Source organism: Trinickia diaoshuihuensis, from assembly GCF_003390925.1.
Classification (GTDB): domain Bacteria; phylum Pseudomonadota; class Gammaproteobacteria; order Burkholderiales; family Burkholderiaceae; genus Trinickia; species Trinickia diaoshuihuensis.
Map to the genome: position 1 here is coordinate 1 of NZ_QUBS01000078.1, position 15,212 is coordinate 15,212.

Below are 15,212 nucleotides of genomic sequence, written 5' to 3' on the forward strand. Positions count from 1 at the left end.
CGCCAATCGAGCATGGACCGCTCCGGCTTACAGCGGCCTCGTGACCCAGATCACCGGGTACAAGCTCGTCAATTCGTTGGCCGATCTCGAGGACGTATCGAACGATCTCGCCGGCAACTACGCACTGGGCAAGGACATCGACGCCAGCGCAACGAGCGACGGCTCATACGTCCCTATCGGCAGTGCCGCGCCGTTCACGGGTCAATTCGACGGCCAAGGTCACGCAATCAATTCGCTGTTGTTTCAAGGCGTGGACGAAGGCGATTCGAACTCGCAACCGTTCGCGCTGGGGTTATTCGGCACGCTCGGTACGAGCGCCGTGGTGCGCGATCTGAGCGTCGACGGCCGCACGTCGATTTCGAGCACCGATTTCATCAGCTCCGCGGTCGGCGCCGAAGGTATCTTGGCCGCGTACAACTACGGAACGGTGCTGCGTGTCGACGCATCGGGCAGCATCGACAATATCGGTGGTGCGATATCAAGCAACATCTTTTTCGATAACTCGCAGGCCGGCGGCCTCGTCGGCGTCAATCACGGCACCATCGAGCGCTCATCGAGCAGCGTCAATCTTCGGACGGGCGGAACGCTAGGCGGCCTCGTCGGCGAGAACGACGGCCTCATTGCGCAGTCGTACACATCGGGCCCAGTGCAAGGACTCGAGCTAGACGTCGGTCCCGGCGGCAGCGGAGCGTTCACGGAAGCCAGTCCGGGAGGGCTCGTCGGCACCAACAACGGGGCGATCAGCCAGTCATACGTGACGAGCGCGGTATCGAATCCTTGCGTGAATCAAAGTTGCAGCGCCGCGGCGCTCGTCTATACGAACAACGGCACGATCACTCAATCGTTCGTGTCCGGGACCGGGCCGGGACCATCCGGCTTCACCGCGGCATACGGCATCGCCGTCTCGAACAACGGCACGATCGCAAACGACGTGTACTGGAACAAAGACACGACGGACACCACGAGCGGCGTGGGCTCAGGCACCGGCGTTCCGGCTTCGAACGGACTCACCGCCAGCCAAATGAGCACACCGTCCTCGTTCACGGGCTACGACTTCAGCGCGAACGGCATCTGGGCGATGCCCGCCGGCGCTACTCATCCTGTTTTGCGTTGGCAACTTCAATCCGCAAACGGCGGATGATTCCGCGGCACTTCCTGCGCAAATCCGATTATTCGAAATCGATCAACAGGGTTACGCAAATCTTGCGTAACCCTTCGCATTTCTAAACCACTGTCAACGCCGTCCAACGATTCGCTTTCATCGATCCAGCTTGGCGGGAACGACTGCCGTTTTGGCGGTATGGCGTGTAGAAGAAATTCGTATGACCAATAGACTAAGGAGCGTCCCACTCGCCGAGTGGCCTGGGCGGGCTCACGCCTGAGGGCATGCGCTCGCGCATCTATAAACAGGGGTAACCGCAATGCTTCGATTTTTTATCAAACAACGCATGTACCGGGCATTACCGGTGCTTTCACCGATCTTCGTCGCGGTCTCGATGGCCATGCCGGGACTCGCTCAGGCAGCCGGTCCGTTGCCGAGCGGCGGGCAATTCGTGGCCGGTGCGGGTTCGATCAATGGCAATGGTCATTCGCTGACGGTCAATCAAACATCGACGCGCGGTGTCATCGATTGGAATAGCTTTTCCATCGGTAGCGGCAACGTCGTCAATATCAACAATGGTAGCGGTGCAACGCTCAATCGCGTGACCGGTGCTACGCCATCATCGATTCTCGGCACGCTCTCCGCCAGCGGCACGCTCTATTTGGTCAATCCACAGGGAATCGTCATCGGTCGTAGCGGTGTGGTCACCACCGGAGGGCGCTTCGTTGCGTCCACGCTCGACATGGATAACGACGGGTTTATGCACAACGCCGCCCTCCAGCTCTCTAACCCGCCCGGTACTCCGAGCGGCGGCACTGTCGTCAACTTAGGCAGGATCTCATCGAGCGGCGGCGACGTGTTCCTCATTGCGAACAAAGAAGTCGATAACGTCGGCACGATCAGCGCACCGAACGGCACCGCCGAGCTCACCGCAGGGAACCAAGTCTTGCTGCTGAACTGGCCCCAAACCAGGCAGACGTACGTGGAAATCGGCAGCGGCGGTAAGGTCGTCAATCGCGGCACCGTCGAAGCAGCGCAAATCACCCTGCAAGCAGCGGACGGAAACATTTATGCGCTGGCCGGCAACCACTCGGTTCTACGTGCGACTGGCACCTCTATACGTGACGGCCATGTCTGGCTCCGTGCCGACACCGGTCGCATATGGATGGACGGTACCGTGGAAGCGCAAAACGCCGACGGCAGCGGCGGCATCGTCGAAAGCTATGCGGCTAGGTACCGGCTCGCCGGCGGCCCGACGGTCAAAGCAAGCGAATGGAATATCGGCGCGCCCAGCTTCACGATCGACCGCTTGGTCGCCCCCATCTTCCAGAGCAACCTTGCTCGGGGCACGTCGATCAATCTGCAAACGTCCGCTCAAGATGGGGCGAGCGGCGATATCGACGTCGCTTCAAGCATTCGCTGGACCGGCGCCGCGTCGCTCACGCTCGGCGCGTATCACTCATTGACGATCGAAGCGGCCGCGTATCTCAAGAATTCCGGGACCGGGAATTTGACGCTGTATGCCGATGCCGAAGGGAAAGACAACGGCGGCAGCGTCACGAATAAAGGCACCGTCGACTGGTCGGCGAGTCGCGGCATCGTCAGCGCGTTTTACGACATGAACGGCACCTACACGCCCGGCAAGATTCTCGCAAACAAATCGTGGACCGCCCCCGCCGACAGCGGCCTCGTGACACAATTCACCGGTTACAAGCTAGTCAATTCGTTGGCCGATCTGGAAAACATCAACGCCGATCTGGCCGGCAACTATGCGCTAGGCAGGGACATCTATGCGGACGCAACGAGCGACGGCTCGTACGTCCAATTGGCAGGCAACGGCACGGCGTTCACGGGACAGTTCGACGGACAGGGCCACTCTGTCTATTCGTTCACGATGCACGGCTCCGGTGGGCAGGCGGTAGGAATGTTCGGGCTGCTCGGCAAGAGCGCGGTGGTGCGCGATTTGAACGTGAGCGGCAACGTCTCCATCACCCCTGACGACGACAACGCCGAAACCGGCGTCGAGGGAATCTTGGCTAGCGAGAACGACGGGACGATCCTGCGCGTCAACACGTCCGGCAGCGTGCAGGATGTATTTACGATGAACGATGACGCTACGGCAGGTGGACTCGTCGGCGTGAACCGAGGCACCATCGAGCGGTCGAGCAGTTCCGCCGCCGTCACGTCGGGATACGGTGGCGGCCTCGTCGGCGAAAACGACGGACTGATCTCCCGGTCGTTCGCCACCGGCCAAGTATCGGGAGCCGGCGGCAAGGGGACGACCGGAAACCCGGGCGGACTCGTTAGCACGAACAACGGCACGATCACCCAGTCCTACGCAACGGGCGCAGTGACCCCGGGATGTAGCGAATTCGCTTGCAGTCCCGCCGGCGGGCTCGTCAACAGCAATAACGGAACGATCACCGAGTCGTATGCGACAGGCAACGTGTCCACCGGATGCACCGGCGGCTTTCTGCCGGGCTGCGGCGGCGCGGGCGGACTGGTTGCATATAACTCCGGGACGATCAGTCAGTCGTTCGAGACGGGCGCGGTATCCGGGGCAAACGACGTAACGTTCGGCCTCGCTTGGTACAACACCGGGACGATCGGCAATGACGTCTATTGGAATGCCGACGTGAACCAGTATCTGCCTGGCGTTGGAAGCGGCACGCCCGTTCCTGCTTCGAACGGACTGACGACGGCGCAAATGAGCCAGGCCTCGTCTTTCGCCGGCTATGACTTCGGACCGAACGGTGTCTGGGCCATGCCGGTCAACGGCACCCATCCCGTGTTGCAATGGCAGCTCGAATCGGCAAATGGGGGTTGAACCGCGGCGCTGCCTGCCGGTAATCGACGCGCCTGTTCCTGAGACTTGGCGAGAACGACTGCCGTTTTGGCGGCGCTGGCGCTGGAAGTCATTTGTCTGACGCATAAACTAAGAAGCATCGCATTCGCCGAGTGGTTCGTACGGCTACACGCCTACGGGCATGTGGCCGTGCGTCGAATAACAAGGGAGACAGCGATGCTTGATAGCTCAGGCAGTTTAGAACGCGCCGCGCGATTACCCGCGTTCACTCCTGCTTTATTGGCGCTACTACTCGTCATCTCGGGAGCGGCCCAAGCGGCCGGGGCCTTGCCGCAGGACGGACGGTTCGTAGGCGGCGCAGGGTCGATCAGCAGCAACGCCACGTCGCTCACGGTCAACCAGACATCGAGTCGCGGGATTATCGATTGGGGCAGCTTTTCCATCGGCAGCGGCAATCACGTCAACATCGAGAACGGCTCCGGTGCTACGCTGAACCGCGTCACGGGTGCGGCCCCCTCATACATCGACGGCTCCCTGTCGGGTACCGGGAGCGTTTATTTGATCAATTCGCAAGGGATCGTCATCGGTCAGAGCGGTGTCGTTTCCACCGGTGGCCGCTTCGTCGCATCGACATTGGATGTCGATAACGACACGTTCATGAATGGCGGTCCGCTCACCTTCACGGGCACGGGAGGACTGCCGAGCGACTGGAACGGTTGGGTCGTCAACCTCGGAAAGGTCTCGTCGAGCGGCGGTGATGTATTCCTCATCGCGAACCTCCAGGTCCAAAACGTCGGCACTATCAGTTCGCCGCATGGATCGACGGAACTTGCCGCGGGTCAGCAGGTGCTGCTCCAAGACTCGGCGGCAGGCCGGCAGTTGTTCGTGCAAAGAACCTTGTACGGCAATACCGTCGTCAATCGCGGCACCATCGAAGCCGCTCAGATCGATCTGCAAGTCGTGGACGGTAACGTCTATGCGTTGGCCGGAAATCACTCGTTGCTGCGCGCAACCGGCACCGAGACGCGGGACGGGCACATCTGGCTCGTGGCCGGCACCGGTAGAGTGTGGATGGACGGCAAGTTCGAAGCGAGCAACGCCGACGGTAGCGGCGGCATCGTCGACACGAACGCCGCTAGGTTACGGATTGCGGGCGGCCCGACCGTACAGGCGAGCCAATGGAATATCACCGTACCGAGCCTCACGATCGACGGCTTAACCGCACCGGTCTTTCAGAGCAACCTGAATCGCGGGACCTCGATCAACCTACAAGCGACAGGTAGCGGCGGCGCGAGCGGCGATATCGACGTTGCCTCCAGCATTCACTGGGGCGGCGCCGCATCGCTCACGCTCGGCGCTTATCACTCGTTGACGATCGAAGCGGCGGCGTCTTTAAAGAATTGCGGCGCGGGCAACTTGACGCTGCGCGGCGACTCTCAAGCGATCGATAACGGGGGCAGCATCACGAACAACGGTTCCGTCGATTGGTCGGCCAGCCACGGCATCGTCAGCGCGTTCTATGACATGAACGGCACGTACACGCCAGGCACGATGCTCGCGAACACATCCTGGACGTCTCCCGCGTACAGCGGTCTGGTGACGCAAATCACGGGCTATAAGCTCGTCAATTCATTGGCCGATCTAGAGAACGTCAATGCGGATCTCGCGGGCAACTATGCGCTTGGAAAAGACATCGATGCGAGCGCAACTAGCAACGGGTCATATGTTCAAGTGGGGGGAAAGGGCGCCCCGTTCACCGGGCAATTCGACGGGCAAGGGCACACCGTCGACTCATTAACGATGGAAGGGATTGACGTATCGCTCGGCATGTTCGGCGTGCTGGGCACGAGCGCGGTGGTGCGCGACTTGAACATCGATGGCACTGCGTCGAATCTTTACACCAGCGAACTAACGAATTACGAAGGTCTTTTAGCCAGCGAGAACGATGGGACTATCTTGCGCGTCCATACGTCCGGCACCCTGATGAATCAATCTATGATCGCCGATGACTCGACTGTCGGCGGACTGGTGGGCATAAACCGCGGCACGATCGAGCACTCCAGCAGCGCGGCGACCATCGTGGGTGGAACGGCGGGAGGACTGGTCGGCGAAAACGATGGTCTGGTCCTTCGATCGTATGCGACTGGAGCCGTCGCCGCCACGGACAGTGCGAACCAGATCGCATCGCCGGGCGGGCTCGTCGGCACCAACAATGGAACGGTCGATGAATCGTATGCAACGGGTTTCGTGGACACCGGTTGCAATCACGATGATTGCGCTGGAACCGGGGGACTGGTCGGTACCAACAACGGGACAATCAGTCGCTCTTACGCAACGGGCGATGTGGGGTCCGAGTGCGGTCTCTATGACTGCGGTGGCGCGGGCGGGCTCGTCGCTTACAACTACGGCACGATCAGTCAGTCGTTCGCCGACGGCGTGGTGCGCGCGCAATCGGGTCCCGCGGAGGGCGACGCAACGGTGGCCGGGCCGTACGGCCTAGCCTGGGTCAACAAAGGCACGATCGCAAGCGACGTGTATTGGAACAAGGACGCGTCGCCGGTCCCCGGCGTGGGAACGGGCACCATGGTTCCGGCTGCGAACGGGCTAACCGCGACACAAATGAGGACAGCTTCGTCCTTCGCCGGATACGACTTCGGCCCGAACGGCGCATGGGCCATGCCCGCTAACGGCAGTCATCCCGTGTTGCGGTGGCAATTGCAGTCTGCGAACGGAGGCTGATACCGATGCTCGGAACCGCACACCGCAAGAACGGCGCTCCACGGCCACCAGCCCTCGCCCCCATCGTGCTGGCATTGACGCTCGTACTACCAGGACCGTCCCAAGCGGCCGGTGCCTTGCCGCAAGATGGACGGTTCCTAGCCGGCGCAGGAACGATCAGCAGCAACGGCACCTCGCTCACGGTCAACCAAACATCGAGTCGTGGGATTATCGATTGGCGCAGCTTTTCTATCGGCGGCGGTAATCAAGTCAAGATCGCCAACGGCGCCGGGGCGACGCTCAACCGAGTGACAGGTGCGGATCCGTCGTATATCTACGGCGCGCTCTCGGGCACCGGTAGTGTTTACCTAATCAATTCGCAAGGCATCTTGATCGGACCCAGCGGAGTCGTGACCACAGGCGGCCGTTTCGTCGCCTCGACCCTGGAAGTCGATAACGACGCGTTCATGAACGGCGGCGCGCTCACCTTCTCCGGCACCTCCGGACTGCCCAGCGACCTGAACGGCAGACTCATCAATCTAGGCAAGATTGCGTCGAGCGGCGGCGATGTGTTCCTGTTTGCGAACGGCGAAGTCGACAACGTCGGCACGATTAGCGCCGCGAACGGCTCGGTCGAACTTGCGGCCGGCCAACAGATTCTGCTGCAAGATTCGAAGCAAAGCCGGCAGGTGTTCGTGCAACGAGGCAGCGTCTACAACACCGTCGTCAATCGCGGCGACATAGAGGCGGCGCAAATCAGTTTGCAAGTGGCCGATGGAAATGTCTATGCATTAGCCGGCAATCACTCGGTGTTGCGGGCAACCGGTACCGCGACGAGGGACGGCCATGTTTGGCTCGTCGCCGATGCGGGCCGGGTCTGGATCGACGGTGTCGTCGAGGCACGCAACGCCGACGGTCAGGGCGGCACCGTCGACACCAATGCTGCGACGCTACGGATCGCGGGTGGCCCGACGATCACGGCAGGCCAATGGAATATCACGATGCCTAGCTTTACCATCGATGCCTTAGCTTCACCTGTATTCCAGAACAATCTCGATGCGGGGACCTCGATCAACGTCCATGCCACGGGCGCAAGCGGCGCGGCCGGCGATATCGATGTGGCCTCGGGTATTCGCTGGAACGGTGCGGCTTCGCTCACGCTCGACGCCTATCGCTCGTTGACCATCGAAGCGGCGGCCTATTTGAAGAATAGCGGGACGGGCAACATGACGCTGCGTGCCGATTCGAGCGCGATCGATAACGGCGGCAGCATCACGAACAACGGTACGGTGGATTGGTCGACCAGCACAGGCATCGTCAGCGCGTTGTACGACATGAACGGCACCTATGCGCCCGGCAAAATGTCGTCCAACGCATCATGGATCGCTCCGAGCCAAAGCGGCCTTCTCACGCAGATCACGGGCTATCGGCTCGTCAATTCGTTGACGGACCTCGAAAACATCAATACCGGCCTAACGGGTAACTACGCGCTCGGCAAGGACATCGATGCGAGCGCAACGAGCAACGGTTCGTATATTCAAATCGGAGGGAACGGCACGCCGTTCACCGGGCAATTCGATGGCAGGGGCCATACCGTCCGTTCGCTGACGATGGCAGGCGTCGATACGAACCAAGGTATGTTTGGTGTGCTCGGGTCGAGCGCGGTAGTGCGCGACTTACAGATCGAGGGGAATGTATCGAACAGACTCGATAGTGGCGAAGTCGTCCAAGGCGAGGAAGGCCTCTTAGCCAGCGAGAACGACGGCTTGATCCTGCGCGTCGGCACGTCCGGCAGCATCCGAAACGACGACACGCATTGGGACGGCACGTTTGTCGGCGGGCTCGTCGCCGTGAACCACGGCACGATCATACGCTCGAGCAGTACGGCGGCAGTGAGGAGCGGCACAGCCGGCGGCCTTGTCGCCAAAAATGATGGCCTCATCGTTCAATCGTATGCGACAGGCGCCGTCGCTACCACGAACGGATTGATCGTCAATAGCCCTCCAGGGGGGCTCGTCGCCACCAACTACGGCACCATCGATCAATCATATGCGACCGGCGCAGTGGATACCGGTTGCGCGCAAGAAGAGTGTGCAGGAACCGGAGGACTCGTCGGCACCAATTTCGGGACCATCACCCGATCCTATGCCACCGGCGCTGTCACGTCCCGTTGCGGGCTCAATCGTTGCGGGGGTGCCGGCGGGCTTGCGGCCCTCAATTTCGGCGTGATCAGTCAGTCGTTCTCGACCGGTGTCGTGCGTGCGCAAGAAGGCTACTCGGACCTGTACCGGGTGGCCGGACCATACGGGTTGGCGTGGGTCAATCAAGGCGCGATCACGAGCGACGTCTATTGGAACAAGGATGCATCACCGGTTCCAGGCGTTGGAGACGGCAGCGCGGTTTCGGCTTCCAACGGGCTCACCGGGGCGCAAATGAGCATGCCTTCGTCCTTCGCCGGATACGACTTCGGCCCGAACGGCGTGTGGGCCATGCCCGCCAACGGGAGTCACCCCGTATTGCGGTGGCAATTGGAATCGGAGAACGGCGGTTGATGGTTTTTTGGGTCGATTGATTTGGAGATGCACGGCTCGTGCTTAGGATGAGCGCAAAGCGGGACACCGATTCATAGCGTTAGAATGGCCCGGCGCCGTTATTTAAAGGCGCTATTCACCGTTCCGACAACCGGAGTCCCTGATGTTCGATCTTTCGACGTTAAGTACGTTCGTAGCCGTCGTCCTCGGCCTATTTCTCATTCCCGGACCCGCCGTGCTGTTGGTCTTGAGCCCAACGGTGCAAGGCGGGCGCAAAACCGGCATCTTGACGGGCCTCGGTGTCGCGACCGGTGACTTCGTTCATACGCTGTTTGCCGCGGTCGGATTGTCCGCGCTGTTGATGACTTCGGCCCTTGCCTTCAACGTTGTCAAAATCGTAGGCGCCGTCTATCTCGTTTACCTCGGCGTACGCGCGTTAATGGAAAAGCCGAGCGACCCGTCGCTACCGAAAATTGCATCCGTCACGCCGGCGAAGGCGTTTTTTCAAGCGATTCCCGCCGAAGTGCTGAACCCGAAGACGGCGCTATTCTTCCTCGCCTTCATGCCGCAATTCGTTCACCCCGAACATGGTTCGACGTTCGTCCAGTTCACGACGCTTGGGCTCATCTTCGTCGGACTCAGTTCGATCTATACGACGCTCATCGTCCTGTCGATTCGGCCGCTGGGGCGCATGGTCAAGCGCTTGTCGTGGATCAGCCGATGGCAAGGCAAGATCATCGGCACGATTTTCATTTCGCTCGGGCTGAAGGTCGCGACTCAGCATCGTTGAGCCGGGCTCGGCTTTTTTTAGGAGCGTTCAGCGATGTCGGAGAACCCTACAGTTGCCCTCATTGGCCCGGGTGCCATCGGCACCACTGTGGCGGCGGCGCTCCACGAGGCCGGACGCACGCCGGAAATCTTCGGCCGCTCGCCGCAAGACCGCTTGGAGCTTCGCTTCGAAGGCGGTGAAGTCGTGGTGCCGGGACCTGTCAGAACCGATCCGTCGAAGGTCGATAAAAAGTTCGATTTGGTGTTCGTTGCGGTGAAGTCGACGCAAGTGGATGCCGCGGCAACTTGGCTTTCAGCGTTATGCGGCGAGCGGACCGTGGTTTGCGCGTTGCAAAACGGCGTCGAGCAGAAAGCAATGCTGGCGCCCTATGTATCCGGTAGCACGGTCCTGCCCTCGGTAGTATGGTTTCCGGCCCAACGCGAATCCGACGGTTCGGTGTGGTTGCGGGGCAAAGCGCGGCTTACGTTGCCGGATACGCCTGAGACCGAGTCGGTGCTGTCGGCTTTGCGCGGCACACGATGTTCGGTCGACGTTGCGGCGGATTTCACGACCGTCGCTTGGCGCAAGCTCTTGCAGAATGCGGTCGCGGGTTTGATGGTGCTCGCCGGCCGCCGCGCCGGCATGTATGCTCGGCCGGACATTGCCGAGCTGGCTTTCGCCTATCTGAAGGAATGTCTGGCGGTTGCCCGGGCCGAGGGGGCATCGCTGGGCGACGAGGTGCCGCAAGAGATTCTCGACGCGTTCCGCGGTTATCCGCCGGATATGGGCACTTCGATCCTTGCCGACCGGCAGGCGGGCCGCCCGCTCGAGTGGGATATCCGGAACGGGGTCGTGCAGCGATTGGGGCGATCTCACGGGATCGCTACGCCGATCAGCGATCTGGTCGCGCCGCTTCTGGCGGCGGCGAGTGACGGGCCGGGATAACGCGCCAATCGACGCGCCGTCGTTATGCCGCGGACGGCGCGGCTCTCGATAGCACTATCGGCTCAGCCGACAAGGCGGACGACGCTTTCGCGATGACATCCGCCAAGAAATCGCTCACCGCTCTCACGCGCGCAGAAGTACTGATATCGGAATGCACGACGAGCCACACGTCGTTCGAGAACATTTCGGATGGCGGCACCACCCGCACCAGATCGTCGTCTGTCGCGAGAAAATCAGGGATGATGGCCAGCCCGATTCCGGCACGGACAGCCGCGATCTGCGTCGGCAGACTCGACGTCACGAGCGCGATATCGCTGTCGGATATTCGGTCGGACGCCCAGACGGCCGCCGGCAGATGGGCATGGGCGCGGTCCCACGCAATGAAGGATCGCCCCTTCAGTGGGTCGTCGCCGATCGCGGGATTCGCTTGTAAATAGTCGCGCCGGCCGTACACCGAATACGTCATCCGTCCCAGCCGCCTGATCTTGAGGTTGCCGCGCTCCGGTCGAACTACCCGGAGCGCTATATCGGCTTCCTGACTTTCGAGCTCCGCGGTGATTGTGCTCGTAATGATTTCCAGTCGGATCAACGGATACTGCTCACGAAATCGCGGGAGGGCCGGAATGACGAGGTCGGTTGCAATGTTCTCCGACGTCGCCAGCCGCACGGTACCCGATGGTTGCTCGACGAGCCCGTAAGCGCTTCGCTCGACTGCAAACACCCCGGCCTCGACCATCTCGGCGCCCTTTAGCACGCGCTCCCCTTCGAGCGTAAGCGTGTACCCGGTCGGGCTGCGTGAGAAAAGCGTGGCGCGAAGGTTGGCCTCCAATTCGATGATTCGACGGCTGACCGTCGAAACGCTGACGCCGAGATCGCTAGCCGCGCCGCTTAGGCTGCCCGTTCTCGCCACGCACAGAAAATATCGAAGATCGTTCCAGTCCATCACTGGGTCTAGCAAACGTGCATACGGGCAAAGCCGGCCGGTTACAATGCTTGAACCGGATTCCGGTGCGCGTATAAGTTCTCAGGAAAGAATTGCAGGCGCGCTCAAGTTGCCGTCGCAGGCCCAGGCTTTCCAAGCGGCAGTATTGCGTCCTTACCCACCACCGTTGCCCATTCCCGAACGTGCCAGCGGGTAACCAGCCCATTGACGACATACGGGTCCTCCCTCGCATACTTCTCGACCTGTTCAACGCTTTCCACGCTGAACAGCAGAACACCTGTATCGAGCGGATCGGTCAACGCCCCCGCGAGCACGAGTTCCCCTCGCTCGCAGGCTTGCCAGGCCATACGCAGGTGTGCATCGCGATACTGCGGGCGGCGTGACTCATAATCCGGCACGAATTCGAAAAAAAGCAGGAAGTGACGCATACGTTCCTCCTATCGAATCGTCCCGCCCGAAGACGGAACGAGGGTGAGCTTTCATGACGCGCTCAACATCTTTCCGGCCCAAAGATCGACAGGCCCGAGACGATCCGCTCCCTGCGTCGCCAGCATCCAGCCCGGGTATTCCGGCGGAAGCTGGCTGACTTCGTCGAGCTTACTGATCTCATCGTCGGACAGCTCGATATCCACCGCGGCGATGTTGTCCTCGAGTTGGCTCAAGCGTTTCGCTCCTACGAGAACGGATGTCACGACCGGCTTTGACAGCAGCCACGCCAGCGCGATCCGAGCCGGAGAGCAGCCGTGCGCCTCGGCGATGGGGCGCATCACGTCGATAACGTCCCACGCCCGCTCCTTATCCACGATCGGAAAGTCGAATCCCGAGCGGCGCGAGCCGTCCGCCGATTGGTTCTCCCGGCTGAACTTGCCCGACAGCAAACCGCCCGCAAGCGGGCTCCAGACGAGTAGGCCCAGTTTCTCGGCTTCCAGCAGCGGCACCAGCTCGCGCTCCAGATCGCGGCCCGCGATGGAATAGTATGCCTGAAGCGTATTGAACTTCGCCAGATTGAGCCGCGCCGAGACGCCGAGCGCCGTCGCGATTCGCCACGCCTGCCAGTTCGACACCCCGACATAGCGAACCTTGCCCTGACGGACGAGATCGTCGAGCGCGCGCAGCGTCTCTTCGACCGGCGTGACCGTATCCGTTGCGTGGATCTGGTACAGATCGATGTGATCGGTTTGCAGCCGCTTCAGACTGGCCTCGACGGCATCCATGATGTGACCGCGAGATGCACCAACGTCGTTGCGACCGGGCCCCATGCGGCTATATACCTTGGTGGCGAGCACGACGTCCTTGCGGGCAATGCCTAGGTTCTTGAACGCCTGGCCCAGCGTCGCCTCGCTTTCGCCGCCGGAATAGACGTCGGCCGTGTCGAAGAAATTGATTCCCGCATCGATGCTTGCTTTCACGAGTTGGTCGGCGCCGGCCTGATCCACGTCGCCGATATGCTCATAGATGCCCTTGCCGCCGCCGAATGTCATCGTGCCCAGACACAACTGCGAGACCAGCAGACCGGTGTTTCCGAGTGTCTTGTATTTCATTATGGACTCCTAAACAGATGAGAAAGATTTCACGCATGGGTGGTCGTTCGCTTTGCTCCGTCAACGTGCGTCACGGCAAAGGGACGGCCTTTTCCTTGGTGCGCCAGGAGGTTTCGGTTTGTGACGATATTGTCGGTACTTACCGAGCACAGTTAAATACCGAAAAGCGGCGACCCCTTTTCCATATATGGAAAACCTTGTGAGTTCTGTCGCTAGGTTTGGTTCGGGTCTCTGGAACGCTTACCGGATCAGTATTCCGAGGCCGCGTCGGAGGTAGCGCTCGCCGGTCGGCGGCGTAGCGGGAGTCTCGGGGGACTCCGTCATCCCGTAATCCGCATCTAAAGGAAACCCGCATGAGGCCTTGCGCCGCGCGCTGGGTTGAATCATTCGAGTAAAGTGCCGGCGGTCGGCTCCCGTAGCGAGACGATCGGGTGCTTCGATACGGATGATGTGGTTTGGAAGGCGCTGGTGTTCTTTGACCGGGGGTAACGTGGACGGCCGCTCCCGTCGCTAGGTACGCTGCCCAGCAACGCCTAGGCCAGGGGAAGTGGCGCCGTTGCATGCCTTAAGGCCTCGAAGCCGTTTGCCAGCGCCTAATGGAACCGGCCCCCAAAGCCCCGGAAATACGCACACCGACGCCCGCCCCCCTGTCAACGCACCAAGCCATGCGGTACTTGGCGGAAATGGCGCCCGGATTCTCATGGATCAGAGACCATATTACATTGAGCACATATTGATTTTGGTACATAATGACTAACAACAACTGGATGGTGCTGTTTCATGACGCATTCGACGCGGAATTCCGAGCATTCCCAGAGGGTTTGCAGGACGAGCTGTTAGCCCACGCGAGGCTGCTCAGTGAGTTCGGCCCAAATCTGGGGCGGCCGACCGTTGACAGTCTCAAAGGCTCTCAACACGCGAACATGAAGGAGCTGCGCTTCGGTTGGGGCAACGGTGTCTGGCGCGTTGCGTTCGCTTTTGACCCTAAACGGCAGGCGATCTTATTGGTGGGAGGAGACAAGGGCAGCGCTGACCAAAGGCGGTTCTACAAGCGGCTGATCGCCGAGGCAGACCACCGGTTAAGTGAGCATCTATCTTCGCTCGGGGCAACGAAAGCAACGGAGAACAAGCATGGCAAAAAGACTCGATGATGTGATGGCAGCATTGCCCGCAGCACGTCGCGCGAAAATCGACCGGCGTGCGCAAGAACTCGCCTCCCTAAAAGAGTTGCGACAGGCGGTCGAGAAGACCCAGGTGGAGTTGGCCGAGACTCTAGGAGTTGGGCAGGACACCATTTCGCGCCTTGAACAACGCAGCGACATGCTGCTTTCGACGTTACGACGCTACATCGAAGGCATGGGTGGAAAATTGGAACTGGTGGCGCAGTTTCCGAATCGTCCGCCGGTAGTCATCGACCATCTAACGGAAGAAAAAGCGCCAGCCCGTTCCGTGACTCGGGCGCGGGGTTCAGCTCGGTCAACCAAGACAGCAGCGTAAGCGCGGCATCGTGGCCACGATGGAGCAGCGCGGTTCGAAGAGCTATCGCTTCGATCTTCCGCTCACTGGGGACGGCTCGGCCGCCGTGCAATTGTTGCAGGCCCTGGTGCCGCTGTCCCGTGCGTACCACGTCACGCTGCACCCGATCCTGTATGTACCCTTCAGCTGGGGCGATGCGACAGACAATGGCCGGTATCCCAACTCGGACACCGGGCTCGAAGCCCAGGGCTATGACCGCGTGGCACCGATCGTTCTACGGTTCGCTGCCGACATCGGCGAGTCCCTACCGGGTGAGTGTCGCGAGTGGAACGATGGACGTCTTTGCAGAGATGGCTAACTTCGGCCTGATGGCTGAAGGAC

11 protein-coding genes and 1 pseudogene are annotated in these 15,212 nt (G+C 60.8%); 9 read left to right on the forward strand and 3 right to left on the reverse strand.

Annotated features, from left to right (window positions below):
* The 6 genes and pseudogenes from DXT59_RS16500 to DXT59_RS16525 all read left to right on the forward strand — a co-directional run.
* Positions 1-1,141 (forward strand): annotated as a pseudogene (locus DXT59_RS16500) (filamentous hemagglutinin); the annotation flags it as partial.
* A 280-nt stretch (positions 1,142-1,421) separates the two neighbouring features.
* Positions 1,422-3,929, forward strand: a complete 2,508-nt coding sequence (locus DXT59_RS16505; protein ID WP_240324549.1) for a two-partner secretion domain-containing protein — start codon at positions 1,422-1,424, stop codon at positions 3,927-3,929.
* Positions 3,930-4,124: 195 nt separating this feature from the next.
* Positions 4,125-6,647, forward strand: coding sequence for a two-partner secretion domain-containing protein (locus DXT59_RS16510; RefSeq protein WP_116137969.1), 2,523 nt, complete (start codon positions 4,125-4,127; stop codon positions 6,645-6,647).
* A 5-nt stretch (positions 6,648-6,652) separates the two neighbouring features.
* Positions 6,653-9,178, forward strand: coding sequence for a two-partner secretion domain-containing protein (locus DXT59_RS16515; protein ID WP_116137970.1), 2,526 nt, complete (start codon positions 6,653-6,655; stop codon positions 9,176-9,178).
* Between the two features lie 142 nt (positions 9,179-9,320).
* A complete protein-coding gene (locus DXT59_RS16520) occupies positions 9,321-9,947 on the forward strand; it encodes a LysE family translocator (RefSeq protein ID WP_116137971.1) in 627 nt (208 codons plus the stop codon).
* A 33-nt stretch (positions 9,948-9,980) separates the two neighbouring features.
* Positions 9,981-10,871, forward strand: coding sequence for an oxidoreductase (locus tag DXT59_RS16525; protein ID WP_116137972.1), 891 nt, complete (start codon positions 9,981-9,983; stop codon positions 10,869-10,871).
* A 22-nt stretch (positions 10,872-10,893) separates the two neighbouring features.
* Here the strand turns inward: DXT59_RS16525 and DXT59_RS16530 are convergent, their stop codons facing one another.
* From DXT59_RS16530 to DXT59_RS16540, 3 genes are all read right to left on the reverse strand, one after another.
* Positions 10,894-11,814 (reverse strand): LysR family transcriptional regulator, encoded by a 921-nt coding sequence (locus tag DXT59_RS16530; RefSeq protein ID WP_116137973.1) that lies wholly within the window; start codon positions 11,812-11,814, stop codon positions 10,894-10,896.
* Positions 11,815-11,918: 104 nt separating this feature from the next.
* The gene (locus tag DXT59_RS16535; RefSeq protein WP_116137974.1) at positions 11,919-12,242 is read right to left on the reverse strand and encodes a YciI-like protein; all 324 of its coding nucleotides are present in this window, start codon (positions 12,240-12,242) and stop codon (positions 11,919-11,921) included.
* A gap of 51 nt (positions 12,243-12,293) precedes the next feature.
* Positions 12,294-13,355 (reverse strand): aldo/keto reductase, encoded by a 1,062-nt coding sequence (locus DXT59_RS16540; protein WP_116137975.1) that lies wholly within the window; start codon positions 13,353-13,355, stop codon positions 12,294-12,296.
* A 749-nt stretch (positions 13,356-14,104) separates the two neighbouring features.
* Here DXT59_RS16540 and DXT59_RS16545 point away from each other — a divergent pair.
* Genes DXT59_RS16545 through DXT59_RS16555 form a run of 3 tightly spaced genes read left to right on the forward strand, consistent with a single transcriptional unit; the run spans position 14,105 to position 15,189 of the window.
* Positions 14,105-14,506, forward strand: coding sequence for a type II toxin-antitoxin system RelE/ParE family toxin (locus DXT59_RS16545; protein WP_116137976.1), 402 nt, complete (start codon positions 14,105-14,107; stop codon positions 14,504-14,506).
* Entirely contained in the window at positions 14,487-14,852 is a 366-nt protein-coding gene (locus DXT59_RS16550) for a helix-turn-helix domain-containing protein (protein ID WP_116137977.1), read from the forward strand. The genes DXT59_RS16545 and DXT59_RS16550 overlap by 20 nt, the downstream gene beginning before the upstream one ends.
* Positions 14,853-14,862: 10 nt before the next feature.
* Positions 14,863-15,189: a hypothetical protein gene (locus DXT59_RS16555; protein ID WP_240324550.1), complete on the forward strand. Its 327-nt coding sequence runs from the start codon at positions 14,863-14,865 to the stop codon at positions 15,187-15,189.
* The last annotated feature ends 23 nt before the right edge of the window (positions 15,190-15,212 follow it).

What these genes read in the sequence shown, in the direction of transcription:
- DXT59_RS16520 (WP_116137971.1), top strand. Translation starts at nt 9,321, where the DNA reads ATGTTCGATCTTTCGACGTTAAGTACGTTCGTAGCCGTCGTCCTCGGC.
- DXT59_RS16510 (WP_116137969.1), top strand. Translation starts at nt 4,125, where the DNA reads ATGCTTGATAGCTCAGGCAGTTTAGAACGCGCCGCGCGATTACCCGCG.
- DXT59_RS16540 (WP_116137975.1), bottom strand. Translation starts at nt 13,355, where the DNA reads ATGAAATACAAGACACTCGGAAACACCGGTCTGCTGGTCTCGCAGTTG.
- DXT59_RS16530 (WP_116137973.1), bottom strand. Translation starts at nt 11,814, where the DNA reads ATGGACTGGAACGATCTTCGATATTTTCTGTGCGTGGCGAGAACGGGC.
- DXT59_RS16535 (WP_116137974.1), bottom strand. Translation starts at nt 12,242, where the DNA reads ATGCGTCACTTCCTGCTTTTTTTCGAATTCGTGCCGGATTATGAGTCA.
- DXT59_RS16550 (WP_116137977.1), top strand. Translation starts at nt 14,487, where the DNA reads ATGGCAAAAAGACTCGATGATGTGATGGCAGCATTGCCCGCAGCACGT.
- DXT59_RS16545 (WP_116137976.1), top strand. Translation starts at nt 14,105, where the DNA reads ATGACTAACAACAACTGGATGGTGCTGTTTCATGACGCATTCGACGCG.
- DXT59_RS16515 (WP_116137970.1), top strand. Translation starts at nt 6,653, where the DNA reads ATGCTCGGAACCGCACACCGCAAGAACGGCGCTCCACGGCCACCAGCC.
- DXT59_RS16525 (WP_116137972.1), top strand. Translation starts at nt 9,981, where the DNA reads ATGTCGGAGAACCCTACAGTTGCCCTCATTGGCCCGGGTGCCATCGGC.
- DXT59_RS16505 (WP_240324549.1), top strand. Translation starts at nt 1,422, where the DNA reads ATGCTTCGATTTTTTATCAAACAACGCATGTACCGGGCATTACCGGTG.